Raw genomic sequence first — 15,360 nt, forward strand, 5'->3', positions numbered from 1 at the left:
CCGAATTCATTAAATAAGGGGGGGACATAATGCCTGTTCAAAAGCTGCCTTTTTTCACCCAAATGGAGTCTGGGGATTGTTATACGATGGAACTGTATCATGATCATGCTAATCAGCGTTTACGTTTGGATGATTATCGGGGGAATTTAAAAAAAGCTGTGACTCATGCGCTTGCCATCGCACATGAGCAGAGCTATACAAAGGTGATACTAAAAGCTCGACAGGAAGATTTATCTGCTGCATTGGCTCAAGGATTCATGCTGGAAGGAATAATGAGCAGATATTTCAAAGGGAATGATGCCTATTGCATGGCCTTCTATTTAACGGATGAAAGGCGAACAAGCGACTTTTGGGTGAAGGAAGATAAAATCATCCAAGATGTAAGTGGCGTTCCTAGACTAATGGAAAATCAGCAAATACCTGAGAATTATATACTACGGTTTGCCACGGATGAGGATGCACAAGAGCTGGCGATTTTATATAGTACTATTTTTGAAACCTATCCTACACCGATGAATGATGAGCGATATATCAAAAAAGTGATGGTAGAAGGTACGATTTTCAGTGTTATTGAATATGAAGGAACCATCGTGAGTGCTGCATCCGCGGAAGTGAATGAAATGTATCATAACGCTGAATTAACAGACTGTGCAACACTTCCCAATCATCGTAAGCACGGTTTCATGAAAGTGCTCATCTCCGCATTGGAACAAGAGCTGATCAGGAAAAATATTTATTGTTCGTATTCATTGGCACGATCTTTGTCAATGGGCATGAACGCCGTTTTTCACCAGCTTGGTTATGAATATGGAGGCAGATTAACGAAGAATTGCAATATTTGGGATAAGTATGAGGACATGAATATTTGGGGTAAAGATTTATCTTTCAAGTAGGAGGTTTTTTTCTATGGCTAAATACACATGGGTAGATAAGGAAACCTGTATTGCGTGCGGGGCATGCGGTTCAACCGGTCCTGAAATTTATGACTATGACGATCAAGGGATCGCTTTCGTCATCCTGGACGATAATCAGGGGATTGCCGAAGTTCCTGAGATCCTGCATGATGACATGCAAGATGCTATGGAAGGCTGCCCTACAGAATCGATTCTGATTCAGGATGAACCTTTTAGTTGGTAAACTCAGTTTTAGAAATTAATTGATTAATAGAATAATGCACAGTGGGTAAGAACGTTAAAAAGGAGAGATGACATGACACGCAATTATTTGATTAAGCCTACTTTAGATCATGACTATCCCACTATCTCTCATGGGAATGGAATTTATCTTTATGATATAGATGGAAAGCAGTATATAGACGGGTCATCAGGAGCAGTCACAGCGAGTATTGGCCATGGTGTATCAGAGGTTGTCGAGGCAATGACGGAGCAGGCCCGCAAAGTTTCCTTTGCCTATCGATCTCATTTTACGAGTGAGGCCGCAGAGGCATTGGCCAAAAAGCTAAGTGAGTTGGCTCCCGGGGATTTGAATTGGTCATTTTTCGTGAATAGCGGATCGGAAGCGACCGAAACGGCGATGAAGATCGCGATTCAACATTGGCAAGAAAAAGGATATGAGCGAAAAAATCGTATCATCTCCAGATGGACGAGTTATCACGGGATTACGATGGGCGCTTTATCGATGTCCGGTCATGTGCCAAGAAGAAAGCGTTTTGTTCCGCTATTGGAGGATTTTCCTAGCATATCTGCTCCCTACTGCTATCGCTGTCCTTATAATAATGATACTTCCGGATGCAAGCTTCAGTGTGCAAATGAACTGGAGACAGCCATTCAAAGGGTCGGCTCCGAGAATATCGCAGCCTTCATCGCAGAACCTATTATCGGGGCATCCGCTGGTGCTGTAACACCGCGGGATGGCTACTATCAAAGGATTAAGGAAATCTGCGAAAACTATGAGATTCTCTTTATCGCCGATGAGGTCATGACGGGAATCGGACGGACAGGAAAAATGTTCGCGATGGAACATTGGGGAGTCACCCCGGATATCATCGCATTGGGTAAAGGAATGAGCGCCGGCTATACGCCGATGGCAGCCACAATGGTTACTGACCGTGTCATGGAGCCCATTATAAAAGGCTCGAAATCAATCATGGCTGGACACACATATAGTGCAAACCCTCTATCTGCTGCCGTTTCATTGGAAGTGCTTTCCTACATTGAGGGAAATGAACTGGTTCAGGCTGCGGTAGAGAGAGGTCAATATCTGTTTAAGAAGCTGCAAGGGTTGGCTGGAAAATTCGATATCATTGGTGATGTAAGAGGGAAAGGACTTCTCCTCGGACTTGAGTTTGTCTCCAATCGGCTAACGAAAAAGCCGTTCGATTTGCAAATCGGCCTGACTACAAGGCTTGTCAATAAGGCTTTTGCGAAGGGGCTGTTGATCTATCCTGCTGCAGGTGCGATTGAAGGAATCGCTGGTGATGCGGTTATCTTATCTCCGCCATTGGTCATTACGAATGAAGAAATTGATTGCCTCGTCAAGATACTGGAAGCTTCCCTTGAAGAGTTGCAGCATGAATTGCACGCGGAAGGTTTGATTGAGGACATGCAGGCTATTTAGGAGGAACGGTATGAAGCAGGCCATTACGAAGAAAAACAAAATTGTGACCATGGAAGAAGCATTGGAGCATATTTCCGATGGATGCACGCTCATGTATGGTGGATTTGGCGGCGTGGGAACTCCTCCCACGCTCGTACAGGGTATCCTTGCCAAGGGCGTTAAGGAACTGACCTTGATTGGCAATGACACTGGATTCCCTGATATCGGCATTGGTCGGCTTGTCACTGCTGAAAGGGCAAAGAAAGTCATCGCCTCACATATCGGATCCAATCCTAATGCCGGCAGGCTCATGACTGAAGGAAAGCTGCAGGTGGAATTTTCACCGCAAGGTACATTAGCTGAACGGATTCGTGCCGGCGGTGTAGGCTTGGGCGGGATTTTTGTCGATGTCGGGATTGGTACGATAGCCGAAGACGGCAAGGAAAAAATGGTAATCGACGGAAAAGAATTTTTGGTAGAAACCGCTTTGACCTCGGAAGTCAGCATCGTTTATGCCAAAAAGGCAGATTCGCTGGGGAATTTAGTGTATGACAAGACTGCATGTAACTTCAATCCGCTGGTGGCGATGGCTGGGGCCTTCACGATTGCGGAAGTGGAAGAAATCGTTCCTGCAGGAGAATTGGATCCGGAATGTATTGCCACACCAGGCATTTATGTAGATATGGTGATTCCGACAAAAGGGGTGAATTGGAAATGGGCATGGCAGTAGATGTACGAAATCGCATCGCGAAACGCGCTGCCAAGGAAATCCATGATGGATTGATCGTCAATTTAGGCATCGGCATCCCTACCTTGGTGGCCGACCATATACCTCAAGATATCCAGGTGCTGTTCCATGCGGAAAATGGAGTTCTCGGTACAGGCCCAAGTCCAGATCCGGGGAAAGAAGATCCTGCTCTCTGTAACGCAGGAGGTTTCCCGATCACCACTGTAATGGGTGCTTCATACTTTGACAGTGCAACTGCATTTGGGATGATCCGGAAAGGATATATCGACATTACGATACTTGGTGCCTTGGAGGTTAGTGAAAAGGGAGATCTTGCGAATTGGATCGTCCCAGGTAAGCGGGTTCCGGGGATGGGCGGAGCGATGGAACTTGCCCAGAAAGCCAAAAAGGTAATCGTCTTGATGAATCATATGAATAATCAGGGTGAATCGAAGATATTGAAGACATGCACGCTTCCATTGACGGCAAGGCAGAGTGTGGATTTAATCATTACGGATATGGCTGTCATGGAAGTTACCGAAGAAGGATTGGTGCTGAAAGAAGTCATGGCGCCATATACAGTGGATGATGTGCTAAGGAATACGGAGGCAACGTTGAAAATCCATGCTGCTGTCAACACCATTGAATAGGTAAGAGGAGGAAAAAAGCATGAATGAGGTTGTCATCGTTGCTGGAGCGCGAACTGCAGTTGGATCCTTTGGCAAATCACTACGGAATGTTAAAGCTACCGAATTGGGCCGTCAAGTATTGGAAGGTTTAATGGAGAATTCCGGGTTAGGTAAAGAAAAGGTCAATGAAGTGATTTTCGGACATGGCTATGTCCACGGAGGCGGACTTAACTCGGCCCGAATTTCGTTGCAGATGGCATGTTTCCCACACAATGTCCCAGGGCACGTTGTAATCAAAGCATGTGGATCAGGTTTAAAGGCCATTACCAACGCCGCTTTAACTATCGCTGCTGGTCAAGAAGACGTAATCATTGCCGGCGGAGTGGAGAGCATGAGCAATGTGCCTTATATCGTGAAAAATAGATGGGGCGGTAAATTTGGAAACATAACGATGGAGGATGCTCTGCTGGCAGATGGATTAATATGTTCCTTGGGAAATGAGCATATGGGAATAACTGCCGAGCGCTTGGCTGAAAAATACGGTATCCGTCGTGAAGAACAGGATCAATTTGCATATCATAGCCACAAGAAGGCCTGGAAAGCTAGAGTAGAGGGTCGCTTTGATAGAGAAATTATTTCGCTTAAAATCAAGGGTCGAAAAGGACTTCAAATCTTCAACCATGACGAAGGGGTACGCGAGGACATTCATCTAGATCAACTAGCTAGTCTTCCAGCAGTATTCAAAAATGAAGGAACCATTACGGCAGGAAATGCCTGTCCTATGAATGATGGAGCTGCAGCTGTACTAATAATGTCCAAGCAGCAAGCGGAAGAAAAGGGATTGAAACCGCTCTTGAAAATAAAGGCTTTCGCCAGTGCAGGAGTTGAACCTGGAGTTATGGGGATTGGACCCGTACCAGCGACTCGAAAGGCATTGGCAAAAGCAGGTCTATCGTTAAAGGATATCGGACTGATTGAACTTAATGAAGCTTTTGCTGCCCAAGCACTTGCAGTGATCAAGGAGTTAGATTTGAATCAGGATATTGTCAATGTCAATGGAGGGGCAATTGCACTTGGTCACCCTGTAGGAGCAACAGGTGCAAAATTGACAGTCACACTGATGCATGAAATGTTGCGTTCACAAGTTAAGTACGGAATGGTAACGTTGTGTATGGCAGGTGGAATGGGAATTTCGGTAATCTATGAGAATATGTGTAATTAAGGAGGATTAATGTGCCGGATATAAAAAAACGGATTAACCAATGGATCAAGGATCATCGGGAAGAAGGAACAGACCTGTTACAAAGAATGGTACAAGCGCCGAGTACGCAAGGAAATGAAGCAGGGGCGCAAGCCATCGTCGCCGAAAAACTGAAGGAAATGGATTTGCAGATTGATAGCTGGGAACCTGATGGGGGCGAGCTGAAAAAGCATGACTATTTCTATTCTCCACGTAATGACTTTTCCAACAGTCCCAATGTGGTGGGAATCATGAAAGGAACTGGAGGCGGCCGTTCCATTATCTTGAACGGACACATCGATGTGGTTCCGGATGGAGATCGGAATCAGTGGGATGACGATCCATATAGTGGGACGATAAAGAATGGGAAAATGTTTGGACGCGGCGTAACTGATATGAAAGGGGGCAATGTATCCCTGATCCTTGCCATGCAGGCATTGAAGGAAAATGGCATCCGTTTAAAAGGAGATGTCATTTTTCAAAGTGTGATTGAAGAAGAAAGCGGCGGGGCAGGAACATTAGCAGCCGTCCTTAGGGGATATAAAGCCGATGCTGCGCTTATCCCTGAACCGACGAATATGAGGATTTTCCCGAAACAGCAGGGTTCGATGTGGTTTCGAATCCATGTTAAAGGGCGGTCAGCGCATGGCGGAACTAGGTATGAAGGCGTTAGTGCGATTGAAAAAAGCATGACCGTGATCAATCACATTCGAGCTTTGGAAGAAAAGCGAAATGCACGAATCAGTGATCCGCTTTATCAGAACACGCCTATTCCGATCCCAATCAATCTAGGTGTCATTGAAGGTGGTAATTGGCCATCATCCGTTCCCGACCTTGTAAAGATCGAAGGGAGGATGGGCGTTGCACCGGAGGAGACGATGGAGCAGGCGAAGAATGAAATGGCGGACTGGTTATTGCAGCTGAAAGAAAGGGACGAATGGTTCAAGGAACATCCGCCCGAATTGGAATGGTTTGGGGCACGCTGGGTTCCAGGGGCAATTGATGCAGAGCATGAATTGATGAATGCGCTCATCAATCAATACCGGCAAGTGGAAGGGCGAGACCCGGTCATTGAAGCCTCCCCGTGGGGAACGGATGGAGGATTGCTGACACATGTCGGTGAAACGCCTGCCATCGTTTTCGGGCCTGGAGTAACCGAGGTTGCCCACTATCCAAATGAATACATCTTACTGGACAATGTGTTCTCGACAGCAGAGATCATTGCCCTGACTTTAATTCAATGGTGTGGAATGGAACCTGAACAGGACGAGCCTTATCCAGCTAATAAAAGACTGACGATACCGAATGATGTCGGTTAATCTTTATGTCCGGTAATGATATTCCTTAGTTGAAATATAGTCTTCCGCAATGCGATTGTGGAAGACTATTCATCTCTATTGACCTCTGCTCTGGCAAGACAAATATCTTTTACTATTTCCTGAACTTTTAACTTTAAAAGAAAATGAGGTAGGAACCATATGGACATGAATCTCATTAATAATCAAGAACCGACAGTTAAAAGGAAACTGAAAGCTAGGCATATGACCATGATTGCCATTGGGGGTTCAATCGGTACTGGATTATTTCTGGCAAGCGGGGCAACCATCCAAAGTGCTGGACCCGGTGGTGCCCTAGCTGCATATGCCTGCATTGGAATCATGGTTTATTTTCTTATGACGAGCTTAGGGGAAATGGCGACGTACATGCCTGTATCGGGATCATTTTCTACCTACGCCACACGCTTTGTAGATCCCGCATTCGGATTTGCACTTGGCTGGAATTATTGGTTTAACTGGGCAGTCACCCTCGCAGTGGAAATAGCTGCAGCTGCCATCATCATGAAATTCTGGTTCCCGGATGTGCCCAGCCTTATATGGAGCGCATTATTTCTTGGAATCGTCTTCATCCTCAATGCTCTATCCATTAGAAGCTATGGTGAATCAGAATATTGGTTTGCTTTAATAAAAGTCGTAGCCATCATTTTCTTTATCATTATTGGATTATTGACGATCTTAGGGGTGTTTGGCGGAAAGGTGATTGGATTTGAAAACTTCACAATGGGGGAGGCACCATTCAAGGGAGGATTTTTATCGATCATCAGTATCTTTTTAATAGCGGGATTTTCTTTTCAAGGCACGGAACTGGTTGGAATTGCTGCCGGAGAAAGTGAGAATCCAGAAAAAAATGTTCCGAATGCGATCCGCCAAGTATTTTGGCGCATCCTCTTGTTTTACATCGGGGCCATCCTGATACTCGGCCTCTTGATTCCATATACAAGTCCAAGTTTGCTGAACGGGGATGTGGAAAACATTTCTGTAAGCCCTTTCACACTCGTTTTTGAGCGCGCGGGGTTTGCATTCGCGGCATCCGTCATGAATGCGGTGGTGTTGACTTCCTTACTATCCGCAGGGAACTCGGGGCTTTATGCATCAACGCGGATGTTATGGTCGATGGCGAAAGATAAACAAGCTCCCAAATTCCTGGCAAAAGTCAACCGCAGGGGGATCCCGATGAATGCTTTGATTCTCACGGCATTAATTGGCGGGCTAGCCTTCTTGACCTCCATTTTTGGGGACCATGTATTTACATGGCTATTGAACGCATCAGGGCTAACCGGCTTTATCGCCTGGATTGGAATTGCCATAAGCCATTATCGCTTTAGACGGGCCTATGTCGCACAGGGCGGTGACTTGAACGAATTGAAATATAAAGCAAAATGGTTTCCATTCGGTCCGATTCTTTCATTCGTCCTTTGCATGGGTGTCATTGCAGGGCAGAATTATGAAGCATTCATTAAGGGCAGCATCGACTGGTATGGCGTCGCTGTCTCCTATATCGGGTTACCGATATTCCTGGCGATATGGCTAGGATACAAGGTGTATCATAAGACCAAATTAATCTCATTGAAAGATTGTCAATTTGATAAATCAGATGTAGCTTGATATGAATGGACAAAAAACCTGAGATCCCCTATTGGACTCAGGTTTTTTTATGAAAATCCAGTTATATCTGCGAAAGTAAGAATATATCGGCGAAAATCCAGTTATATCGGCGAAAAACCAGTTATATCTGCGAAAGTAGGAATATATCGGCGAAAAACCAGTTATATCTACTTTTCAGGACATGAATAATTAATGAAGAGATGCAATATTATTAGTCTATGTACGATATGACTTAGGATGAAAGGAAAATGATGATGCATACGAAAGAGGCTGTTCGCGGTTCTGGAATTGGAGTCATTTTCATGGCATTCTTCGGTACGATGTGGGCAGGTATCGGTGTAATGGGTTTGCAAGGCTGGGGGTTTCCTTACGTGGAGCTCGTTGCCATTATCACTGGAATCATCATGGTAATTGGCGGCATTTCATTCATACATGCATCACGAAAAATGCCTGTTCAAGTTTCAGAAAAAGGGGCTAGGCATTTGAAGCGTATCGGATTCTGGTTTAACATGGTCTTCCTTGCCGAAGCATTGCTGATTGTGGCTGCCATTGCCATCTGTAACATGATCGATCAGACCGATCTAATACCGGGTGTCATCGCCATTATTGTAGGGATTCATTTTTTGCCTTTGGCGTCACTTTTTAAAATCAAGCTATACTATGTAACTGGAGTACTGCTCTGTTTATTGGCACTTATCACCTTGTTGGTCGTTCCAAGGACGATCATGTTTGGGGATCACCGAATCATTGCACAATTATCCTTGCTCGGCTTTGGGTGCGCGCTAATCCTGTGGGCCACTGGACTAACCCTTTGGCTTCGTGTGAAGAATTCAAAGCGAGCGGAAACAAATAATTGATCAAAAAAAAATAACCGTCATCGCGGACGGGTTTTTTAATTTTTCATCCAGGTTAATAACCTGATAATTTGAAAGGGTTCATTCCAAACCAGAATGAAACTTAAAAGGAAGAATGCAGCCACGGACAAAAATTTCGACTTTCCTTTTTCATTTTTATAAATGGCCCCGAAACTGCAAAACATGCCAATAAGTAACGCACCGAATCCTGAGATCATAAGCAGCTCGAAGGCTTTTGGTAATGCAAGTGAACAGCAAAATGATAGTGTGCCAATCATGGCAAATACGATAGACCAATTGCTTAAACTTTTCATAGAGACTCCTTTTTTACTAATTATACCAATTTGGTGTTTGTAATGAAATTAAAAAATTTGAGGTTGTCACTTATGGGAATATATTGTAATATATATAACAATATAAAAGTCCATCTACATTTTAGAAGCATTGAAAAGGACATGAATCATTTTTACGGTCTGCAGAGAGGGAAGGGCAGCTGAGAACTTCCTGGCTTAGGAAACTGATTTACCGCCTTTGAGCTATATCAGTGAACAAGAGTAACTGATATCGTCTAAGCTGCGTTACAAGCTCCAGAGCCATGAGTGTTTTTTGCACATGGGAAATTGGGTGGAATCACGGGTATAACGCACTCGTCCCTTACTTAGGGATGGGTGCGTTTTTTTATATATAAAAATATTGCCATGATAAGGACATGAATCATTTTTACGGTCTACAGAGAGGGAAGGGCAGCTGCGAACTTCCTGGCTTAGGAAACTGATTTACCGCCTTTGAGCCATATCAGTGAACAAGAGTAACTGATATCGTCTAAGCTGCGTTACAAGCTCCAGAGCCATGAGTGTTTTTTGCACATGGGAAATTGGGTGGAATCACGGGTATAACGCACTCGTCCCTTACTTAGGGATGGGTGCGTTTTTTTATATATAAAAATATTGCCATGATAAGGACATGAATCATTTTTACGGTCTGCAGAGAGGGAAGGGCAGCTGCGAACTTCCTGGCTTAGGAAACTGATTTACCGCCTTTGAGCTATATCAGTGAACAAGAGTAACTGATATCGTCTAAGCTGCGTTACAAGCTCCAGAGCCATGAGTGTTTTTTGCTCATGGGAAATTGGGTGGTACCACGGGTATAAACGCACTCGTCCCTTATATAGGGATGGGTGCGTTTTTTTATTACTAATAAGGGGTGTATAAATGATGGGTGAAAAAATGATTAAAGTTCAATTCCCGGATGGGCAGCAAAAGGAATATGTGAAAGGGATAACAGTGGAAGGTGTGGCAGGGGCCATCAGCTCAAGTTTAAGGAAAAAGGCAGTAGCAGGAAAAATGGATAAGCAGCTGGTTGATCTAAGTCACAAGCTTAATAAGGATGCCGAACTGTCGATCTTGACTCTGGATTCGGATGAAGGATTACAAGTTTTACAACATACATCGGCGCATGTTTTGGCACAGGCAGTGAAAAGATTGTACCGAAATGTGGAATTAGGGATAGGGCCAGTTGTGGAAGATGGTTTTTACTATGATTTTAAGTTAGATCATCCTTTGAGCTCGGAAGACCTACTAGTTATTGAAAAAGAAATGGAACAAATCATAAATGAAAATTTGGAAATAAAAAGGATTGAAGTATCTTATGAAGAAGCTGTAAAACTATTTGAAAGAAGAGGGGAGTCATTCAAGTTGGATATAGCAAAGAACATCCCCAAGGGTGAAAAACTATCGCTCTATCAACAGGGGGAATTCATCGACCTTTGCAGAGGGCCGCACCTTCCGTCCACATCATTTGTAAAATCGTTCAAATTGACTCGTGTATCTGGTGCCTATTGGCGGGGAGACAATCAAAATGAAGTTCTTCAAAGGGTTTACGGCGTGGCATTCCGAAAGAAAAAGGATTTACAGGATCATTTTAAATCCCTGGAAGAAGCGGCCAAACGCGATCACCGTAAATTAGGGAAGCAGTTGGAGTTATTCATGTTTTCGGAGGAAGCTCCTGGAATGCCATTCTATTTACCGAAGGGACAAATCGTTAGAAATGAATTGGAGAAGTTCTCGCGGGAGCTTCAGACCGAAGCCGATTACGACGAAGTTCGGACTCCTTTCATGATGAACCAGCGGTTATGGGAACAATCGGGTCACTGGGATCATTACCATGAGAATATGTACTTTTCTGAGGTGGATCAAACAAAATTCGCGATGAAGCCAATGAACTGTCCGGGTCATATGCTTATATTCAAAAACAATCTTTACTCTTACAGGGATTTACCCATCCGGATGGCCGAATTCGGTCAAGTCCACCGTCATGAATATAGCGGTGCATTGAACGGGATGCTGCGGGTCCGTACTTTTTGTCAGGATGATGCTCACATTTTTGTTCGGCAAGATCAAATCGAAAGTGAAATTAAACAAGTGTTTCAGCTGATTGATAAGGTGTATCGCACTTTTGGATTCGAGTATTCCGTGGAGCTCTCGACTCGTCCAGAGGATTCAATGGGCGATGATTCCCTTTGGGAAGCTTCTGAAACAGCCTTGAAAAATGTTTTGGAAAGCATCGGGATGCATTATCAAGTAAATGAAAGGGACGGGGCATTTTATGGACCGAAAATTGATTTTCATATTAAAGATGCATTAAAACGAAGCCATCAATGTGCAACAATCCAACTTGATTTTCAAATGCCAGATAAATTTGATCTGACTTACATCGATCAAAATAATGAAAGAGCTCGTCCGGTCGTCATACATCGTGCGATTTTTGGATCGATCGATCGTTTTTTTGGAATCCTGATAGAACATTTTGCCGGTGCTTTTCCAATATGGCTTGCCCCGGTGCAAGTACAGATCATCCCTGTCTCACAAGTTCACTTGAATTATTGTTTAAAGGTTCAAAAAGAACTGAAGGATCGAGGCATAAGAGTGAAAATTGATGATCGGAATGAAAAGCTGGGGTATAAAGTCAGGGAAGCACAGATGGGGAAAATCCCATATATGCTGGTCCTTGGAGATAAAGAAGAGAAAGAAAATGAAGTGAATGTCCGGAAATACGGGGAACAAGAAGTTGAAAATGTCGCAATAGAAACGTTCATCAAGAAAATAGTCCAGCAAATAAAAGAACGCAGCATCTAACAAGATAGCAGCTTAATCCGGAACTTACGAGTAAAGGTCCTTTGGATTAGGAAAAAGACAGCCGATTAAATTGGCTGTCTTTTTTTTCTATCTACAAATCCATACCCAGCCAACACCCTGAATGAACTGCTGGAAACAGTTACCGCCCGGGCCACCTTGACCGCCACCTTGACCGCCACCTTGACCGCCACCTTGACCGCCACCTTGACCGCCACCTTGACCGCCGCCTTGACCGCCACCTTGGCCGCCACCTTGACCGCCGCCTTGACCGCCGCCTTGACCGCCACCTTGACCGCCACCTTGGCCGCCGCCTTGACCGCCGCCACCGACAGGGCAGGTTAAGCCTAGATATTGTAATCCAACTATATCTGTATGATGAACCTCATTTGGGATGCCGCCTTCGAGTATCTGTACCATACCTGTAGCATCATTGAGCCCCATTAAAATAAAGGTGTGCTCGGAGTTACCCCAAAAACCTTTGAAACAATGACCTTGTCTGCCTGCGTTTAAATGGCTCTTAATTGTTGCTACTGGAACGAGTGTTTGTATTGGTAGCCTGTCATCATAATAAGGCAATCTGGCATAAGAATTATCGTAATAATATGGAACATTATAATATGGATCATTATAATATGGATCATTATAAGAGTAATAACCGTAATTATTATACATTAAAGAAATCCTCCCTTTGTGTTTACCCTTTCAGACTATGAACAAAGGGGGATAAGTGTCCGACATGGACAAAGATGGACAATAAAATAGGCGGCCTATAATGCGAAATTCACGAGTAAATGCTAAGTTTAGAATTTTTATAAAGGCTAGATTGGGTTTGAAGGAAGATTGTTAGTTCATAATCCTGATAAAGATTAAAAAAGGCCTCTAGTGGGGCCCTTTTCTCTTTTCCGATTAGGTCGATCTTTATGTAAATAAAACCTTGGCTGCTTGTATGGCAAAGTAAATGCCAACGCCTATAAGTGATATTCCTGAAATGACTGAAATGCCAATAAGAATGGGCTCCGATAAAAACCGTCTGAAGGTACTGGCTGTGATGGCCATTGTGGTATCCCATGCTAAGAGGCCGAGAAGGATGGCTGAACTGTATAAAAGTATATGATGAAAATCATATTTTGTTACGGTGTTTGCAAGAATGGATCCATAAATCCCCAGCCAAAACATGATGGATAAGGGATTTGAGAGGGACATGATGAATCCTGATAAAAATGAAGAAATGTGGGAATCCTTCGCTTTCCGTGCCTGAACTTCTATCTTACCCGCGCTAAGAAGGCTTTCAATGCCAGTATAGGTCAAGATGAAAAAGCCAAAAAGCCACAAAAATGTCTTTATGAAGGAGTTATCCAAAAAGTGAACGACCCCATAATAGACGAGGGCAATATAGACGGCATCCGCTAAAATGGCACCCCAGCCAAAAATCCAGGCATGCCAAAAACCTTTCTTGATTCCTTTGTCCAATTGAGCAGCATTAATGGGACCGATAGGAGCTGCTAGCGATAAGCCTAATAATACATAGCTGAAAAAAACACCCAAATCATCACCTCGTCATTTGATACATTTACTTATTTGAATGTATTCAAACAAATGTACTTGTACCACTTTTTTTGGTATGGAAAAATAGCCATTCATTTTCATATGAAACGATTGAATAAATCCTTTAGCCCTACAACATATTAAATAAAGACATCTAAAAATCAATGGAAGTTGAATAAGTATTCATTTTTTTTTGCCTTTGTATGTTGAAAGTGGTGTTTATAATGGATGAGGAGTGTAGGTATGGAAGGTCATGAGAAAAAAAATGTCAGCATATGGTGCTTGATTAGCATGGCATCAATCCCATTGGTTATGACGCTTGGAAATTCAATGCTTATCCCGGTATTACCCATATTCGAGGAAAAGGTGGGGATAACTTCATTTCAATCAAGCATGGTCATTACAAGTTATTCCGTAGCTTCAATTTTTTTAATCCCCATAGCTGGTTATTTATCAGATCGATTCGGAAGGAAAATGGTGATCCTGCCAAGTTTGGTCCTTGCCCTGATTGGTGGATTGGTTGCGGGCTATGCATCGTGGAAATTGGATGATCCGTTTACTTGGATCATCATTGGGAGAGTATTGCAGGGGATTGGTGCTGCTGGTGCCTCGCCCATCATTTTGCCATTGGTGGGAGACCTTTACAAAGATGATGATGAAAAAACCAGTGCGTGTTTGGGTATAATCGAAACTTCGAATACATTCGGGAAAGTACTGAGCCCAATATTGGGTTCGCTTTTTGCCGCATTTATCTGGTTTTTACCTTTCTTCTCGATCTCATTCTTCAGTTTAATATCAATTGTATTGGTCTTCTTCTTTATTAAGGTACCAAAAGAGAAGGAAGAACCAAAGAAATTTAAAGAATTCTGGCAGGATACGAAACAAATATTCAAGCAGGAAGGGAAGTGGCTATATACTGTTTTCCTGATTGGTGTATTTGTCATGTTGGTATTGTTCGGGGTCCTTTTCTTTTTGTCGGAAAATCTGGAAAAAATACATGATTTGCATGGAGTAAAGAAGGGTTTTGTGATAGCGATCCCGCTGTTTTTTCTTTGTGTATCTTCATATGTTGCAGGGAAAAAAATCAAAGGCGAATTACCGATCATGAAAAAGATCATCATGATCAGTTTAGTTATCCTGTCAATCAGTCTGGTTTTTGTCGGATATACAAAAGAGAACGTATTTCTTCTGTTAATCGTAACAAGTCTTGTTGGAATAGCGATTGGTGCGTTACTGCCGACACTTGATGCCATCATCACCCAAAACATTGAAAAGGAACTAAGGGGGACGATAACTTCCTTCTATATGTCCTCAAGGTTCATCGGAGTTGCGGCTGGCCCTCCGGTCATGTCCCTTGTCATGAAAAATCATCTTAATATGAGTTATATCATTTCTGGAATCATTGGCATTTGCATCGTTTTGATTGTTATGAAATCCATTAGTACAGACAAAAAGGAAGCCACTAATTAATGGTAACAAGAAAGCAAAAAGCCGGTTTTGAACTGCAACTCCACGGCTTTTTTTGTATGTAACGCTCACCATCACAGTTATAGGGCGTAGGTTGTCACATAGAATGTACAAGTTGTTTCCTAGCTCGATGGGAGTGAAATCTATTTTTTATTGGGCTTACCCTTGCATTCCCGAAAATGGTTTTTGGCATGGCTGTATCGTTGGGGCAGGGTTCAGCAACAAGTCCGTTAACCATCTTATTATATGGATCCATTTTGGCCAAG

14 protein-coding genes and 3 other annotated features are annotated in these 15,360 nt (G+C 43.4%); of the genes, 11 read left to right on the plus strand and 3 right to left on the minus strand.

The annotated features are described in order from the left end of the window. The first annotated feature begins 29 nt into the window (after positions 1–29). The 9 genes from ablB (at position 30) to ACQKMH_RS01300 (ending at position 8,951) form a co-directional block, all read left to right on the plus strand. The gene (gene ablB / locus ACQKMH_RS01260) at positions 30–893 is read left to right on the plus strand and encodes a putative beta-lysine N-acetyltransferase (RefSeq protein ID WP_427585720.1); all 864 of its coding nucleotides are present in this window, start codon (positions 30–32) and stop codon (positions 891–893) included. Positions 894–906: 13 nt separating this feature from the next. Then, positions 907–1,137 carry a ferredoxin gene (locus ACQKMH_RS01265; protein WP_061464616.1) on the plus strand — a complete coding sequence of 77 codons (231 nt, stop codon included), beginning with the start codon at positions 907–909 and terminating at the stop codon, positions 1,135–1,137. Positions 1,138–1,209: 72 nt separating this feature from the next. Next, positions 1,210–2,577 (plus strand): aspartate aminotransferase family protein, encoded by a 1,368-nt coding sequence (locus ACQKMH_RS01270; RefSeq protein WP_427585721.1) that lies wholly within the window; start codon positions 1,210–1,212, stop codon positions 2,575–2,577. 10 nt (positions 2,578–2,587) lie between these two features. Then, positions 2,588–3,286: a CoA transferase subunit A gene (locus tag ACQKMH_RS01275; RefSeq protein WP_427585722.1), complete on the plus strand. Its 699-nt coding sequence runs from the start codon at positions 2,588–2,590 to the stop codon at positions 3,284–3,286. After that, positions 3,271–3,933, plus strand: coding sequence for a 3-oxoacid CoA-transferase subunit B (locus tag ACQKMH_RS01280; protein ID WP_427585723.1), 663 nt, complete (start codon positions 3,271–3,273; stop codon positions 3,931–3,933). The genes ACQKMH_RS01275 and ACQKMH_RS01280 overlap by 16 nt, the downstream gene beginning before the upstream one ends. A 19-nt stretch (positions 3,934–3,952) precedes the next feature. Further along, entirely contained in the window at positions 3,953–5,134 is a 1,182-nt protein-coding gene (locus tag ACQKMH_RS01285; protein WP_427585724.1) for a thiolase family protein, read from the plus strand. An 11-nt stretch (positions 5,135–5,145) separates the two neighbouring features. Next, complete coding sequence (locus ACQKMH_RS01290; RefSeq protein WP_427585725.1) at positions 5,146–6,471, plus strand: peptidase; 1,326 nt, start codon at positions 5,146–5,148, stop codon at positions 6,469–6,471. Between the two features lie 159 nt (positions 6,472–6,630). Further along, positions 6,631–8,094: an amino acid permease gene (locus ACQKMH_RS01295; RefSeq protein ID WP_427585726.1), complete on the plus strand. Its 1,464-nt coding sequence runs from the start codon at positions 6,631–6,633 to the stop codon at positions 8,092–8,094. A gap of 248 nt (positions 8,095–8,342) precedes the next feature. Further along, on the plus strand, positions 8,343–8,951 hold the full coding sequence (locus tag ACQKMH_RS01300; protein ID WP_427585727.1) for a DUF7010 family protein: 609 nt from the start codon (positions 8,343–8,345) through the stop codon (positions 8,949–8,951). 35 nt (positions 8,952–8,986) lie between these two features. Here ACQKMH_RS01300 and ACQKMH_RS01305 read toward each other — a convergent pair whose 3' ends face one another. Then, entirely contained in the window at positions 8,987–9,262 is a 276-nt protein-coding gene (locus ACQKMH_RS01305) for a hypothetical protein (protein ID WP_427585728.1), read from the minus strand. A 121-nt stretch (positions 9,263–9,383) separates the two neighbouring features. Then, positions 9,384–9,606 (plus strand) — a binding site (T-box leader). 31 nt (positions 9,607–9,637) lie between these two features. Further along, positions 9,638–9,860: a binding site (T-box leader), on the plus strand. Between the two features lie 31 nt (positions 9,861–9,891). Further along, positions 9,892–10,115: a binding site (T-box leader), on the plus strand. Positions 10,116–10,174: 59 nt separating this feature from the next. On the opposite strand from ACQKMH_RS01305, the gene thrS reads away from it, so the two are divergent. Continuing rightward, positions 10,175–12,082, plus strand: a complete 1,908-nt coding sequence (thrS, locus tag ACQKMH_RS01310) for a threonine--tRNA ligase (RefSeq protein ID WP_427587475.1) — start codon at positions 10,175–10,177, stop codon at positions 12,080–12,082. Positions 12,083–12,169: 87 nt separating this feature from the next. On the opposite strand, the gene ACQKMH_RS01315 is transcribed toward thrS, so the two are convergent. Both ACQKMH_RS01315 and ACQKMH_RS01320 read right to left on the minus strand, forming a co-directional pair. Further along, positions 12,170–12,754 carry a hypothetical protein gene (locus ACQKMH_RS01315; RefSeq protein WP_427585729.1) on the minus strand — a complete coding sequence of 195 codons (585 nt, stop codon included), beginning with the start codon at positions 12,752–12,754 and terminating at the stop codon, positions 12,170–12,172. Between the two features lie 246 nt (positions 12,755–13,000). Continuing rightward, positions 13,001–13,627, minus strand: coding sequence for a LysE family transporter (locus ACQKMH_RS01320; RefSeq protein WP_427585730.1), 627 nt, complete (start codon positions 13,625–13,627; stop codon positions 13,001–13,003). Positions 13,628–13,870: 243 nt separating this feature from the next. On the opposite strand from ACQKMH_RS01320, the gene ACQKMH_RS01325 reads away from it, so the two are divergent. Then, positions 13,871–15,097 (plus strand): MFS transporter, encoded by a 1,227-nt coding sequence (locus ACQKMH_RS01325; RefSeq protein ID WP_427585731.1) that lies wholly within the window; start codon positions 13,871–13,873, stop codon positions 15,095–15,097. The last annotated feature ends 263 nt before the right edge of the window (positions 15,098–15,360 follow it).

It is taken from the genome of Peribacillus sp. NPDC097895 (genome assembly GCF_050277555.1).
GTDB lineage: Bacteria > Bacillota > Bacilli > Bacillales > DSM-1321 > Peribacillus.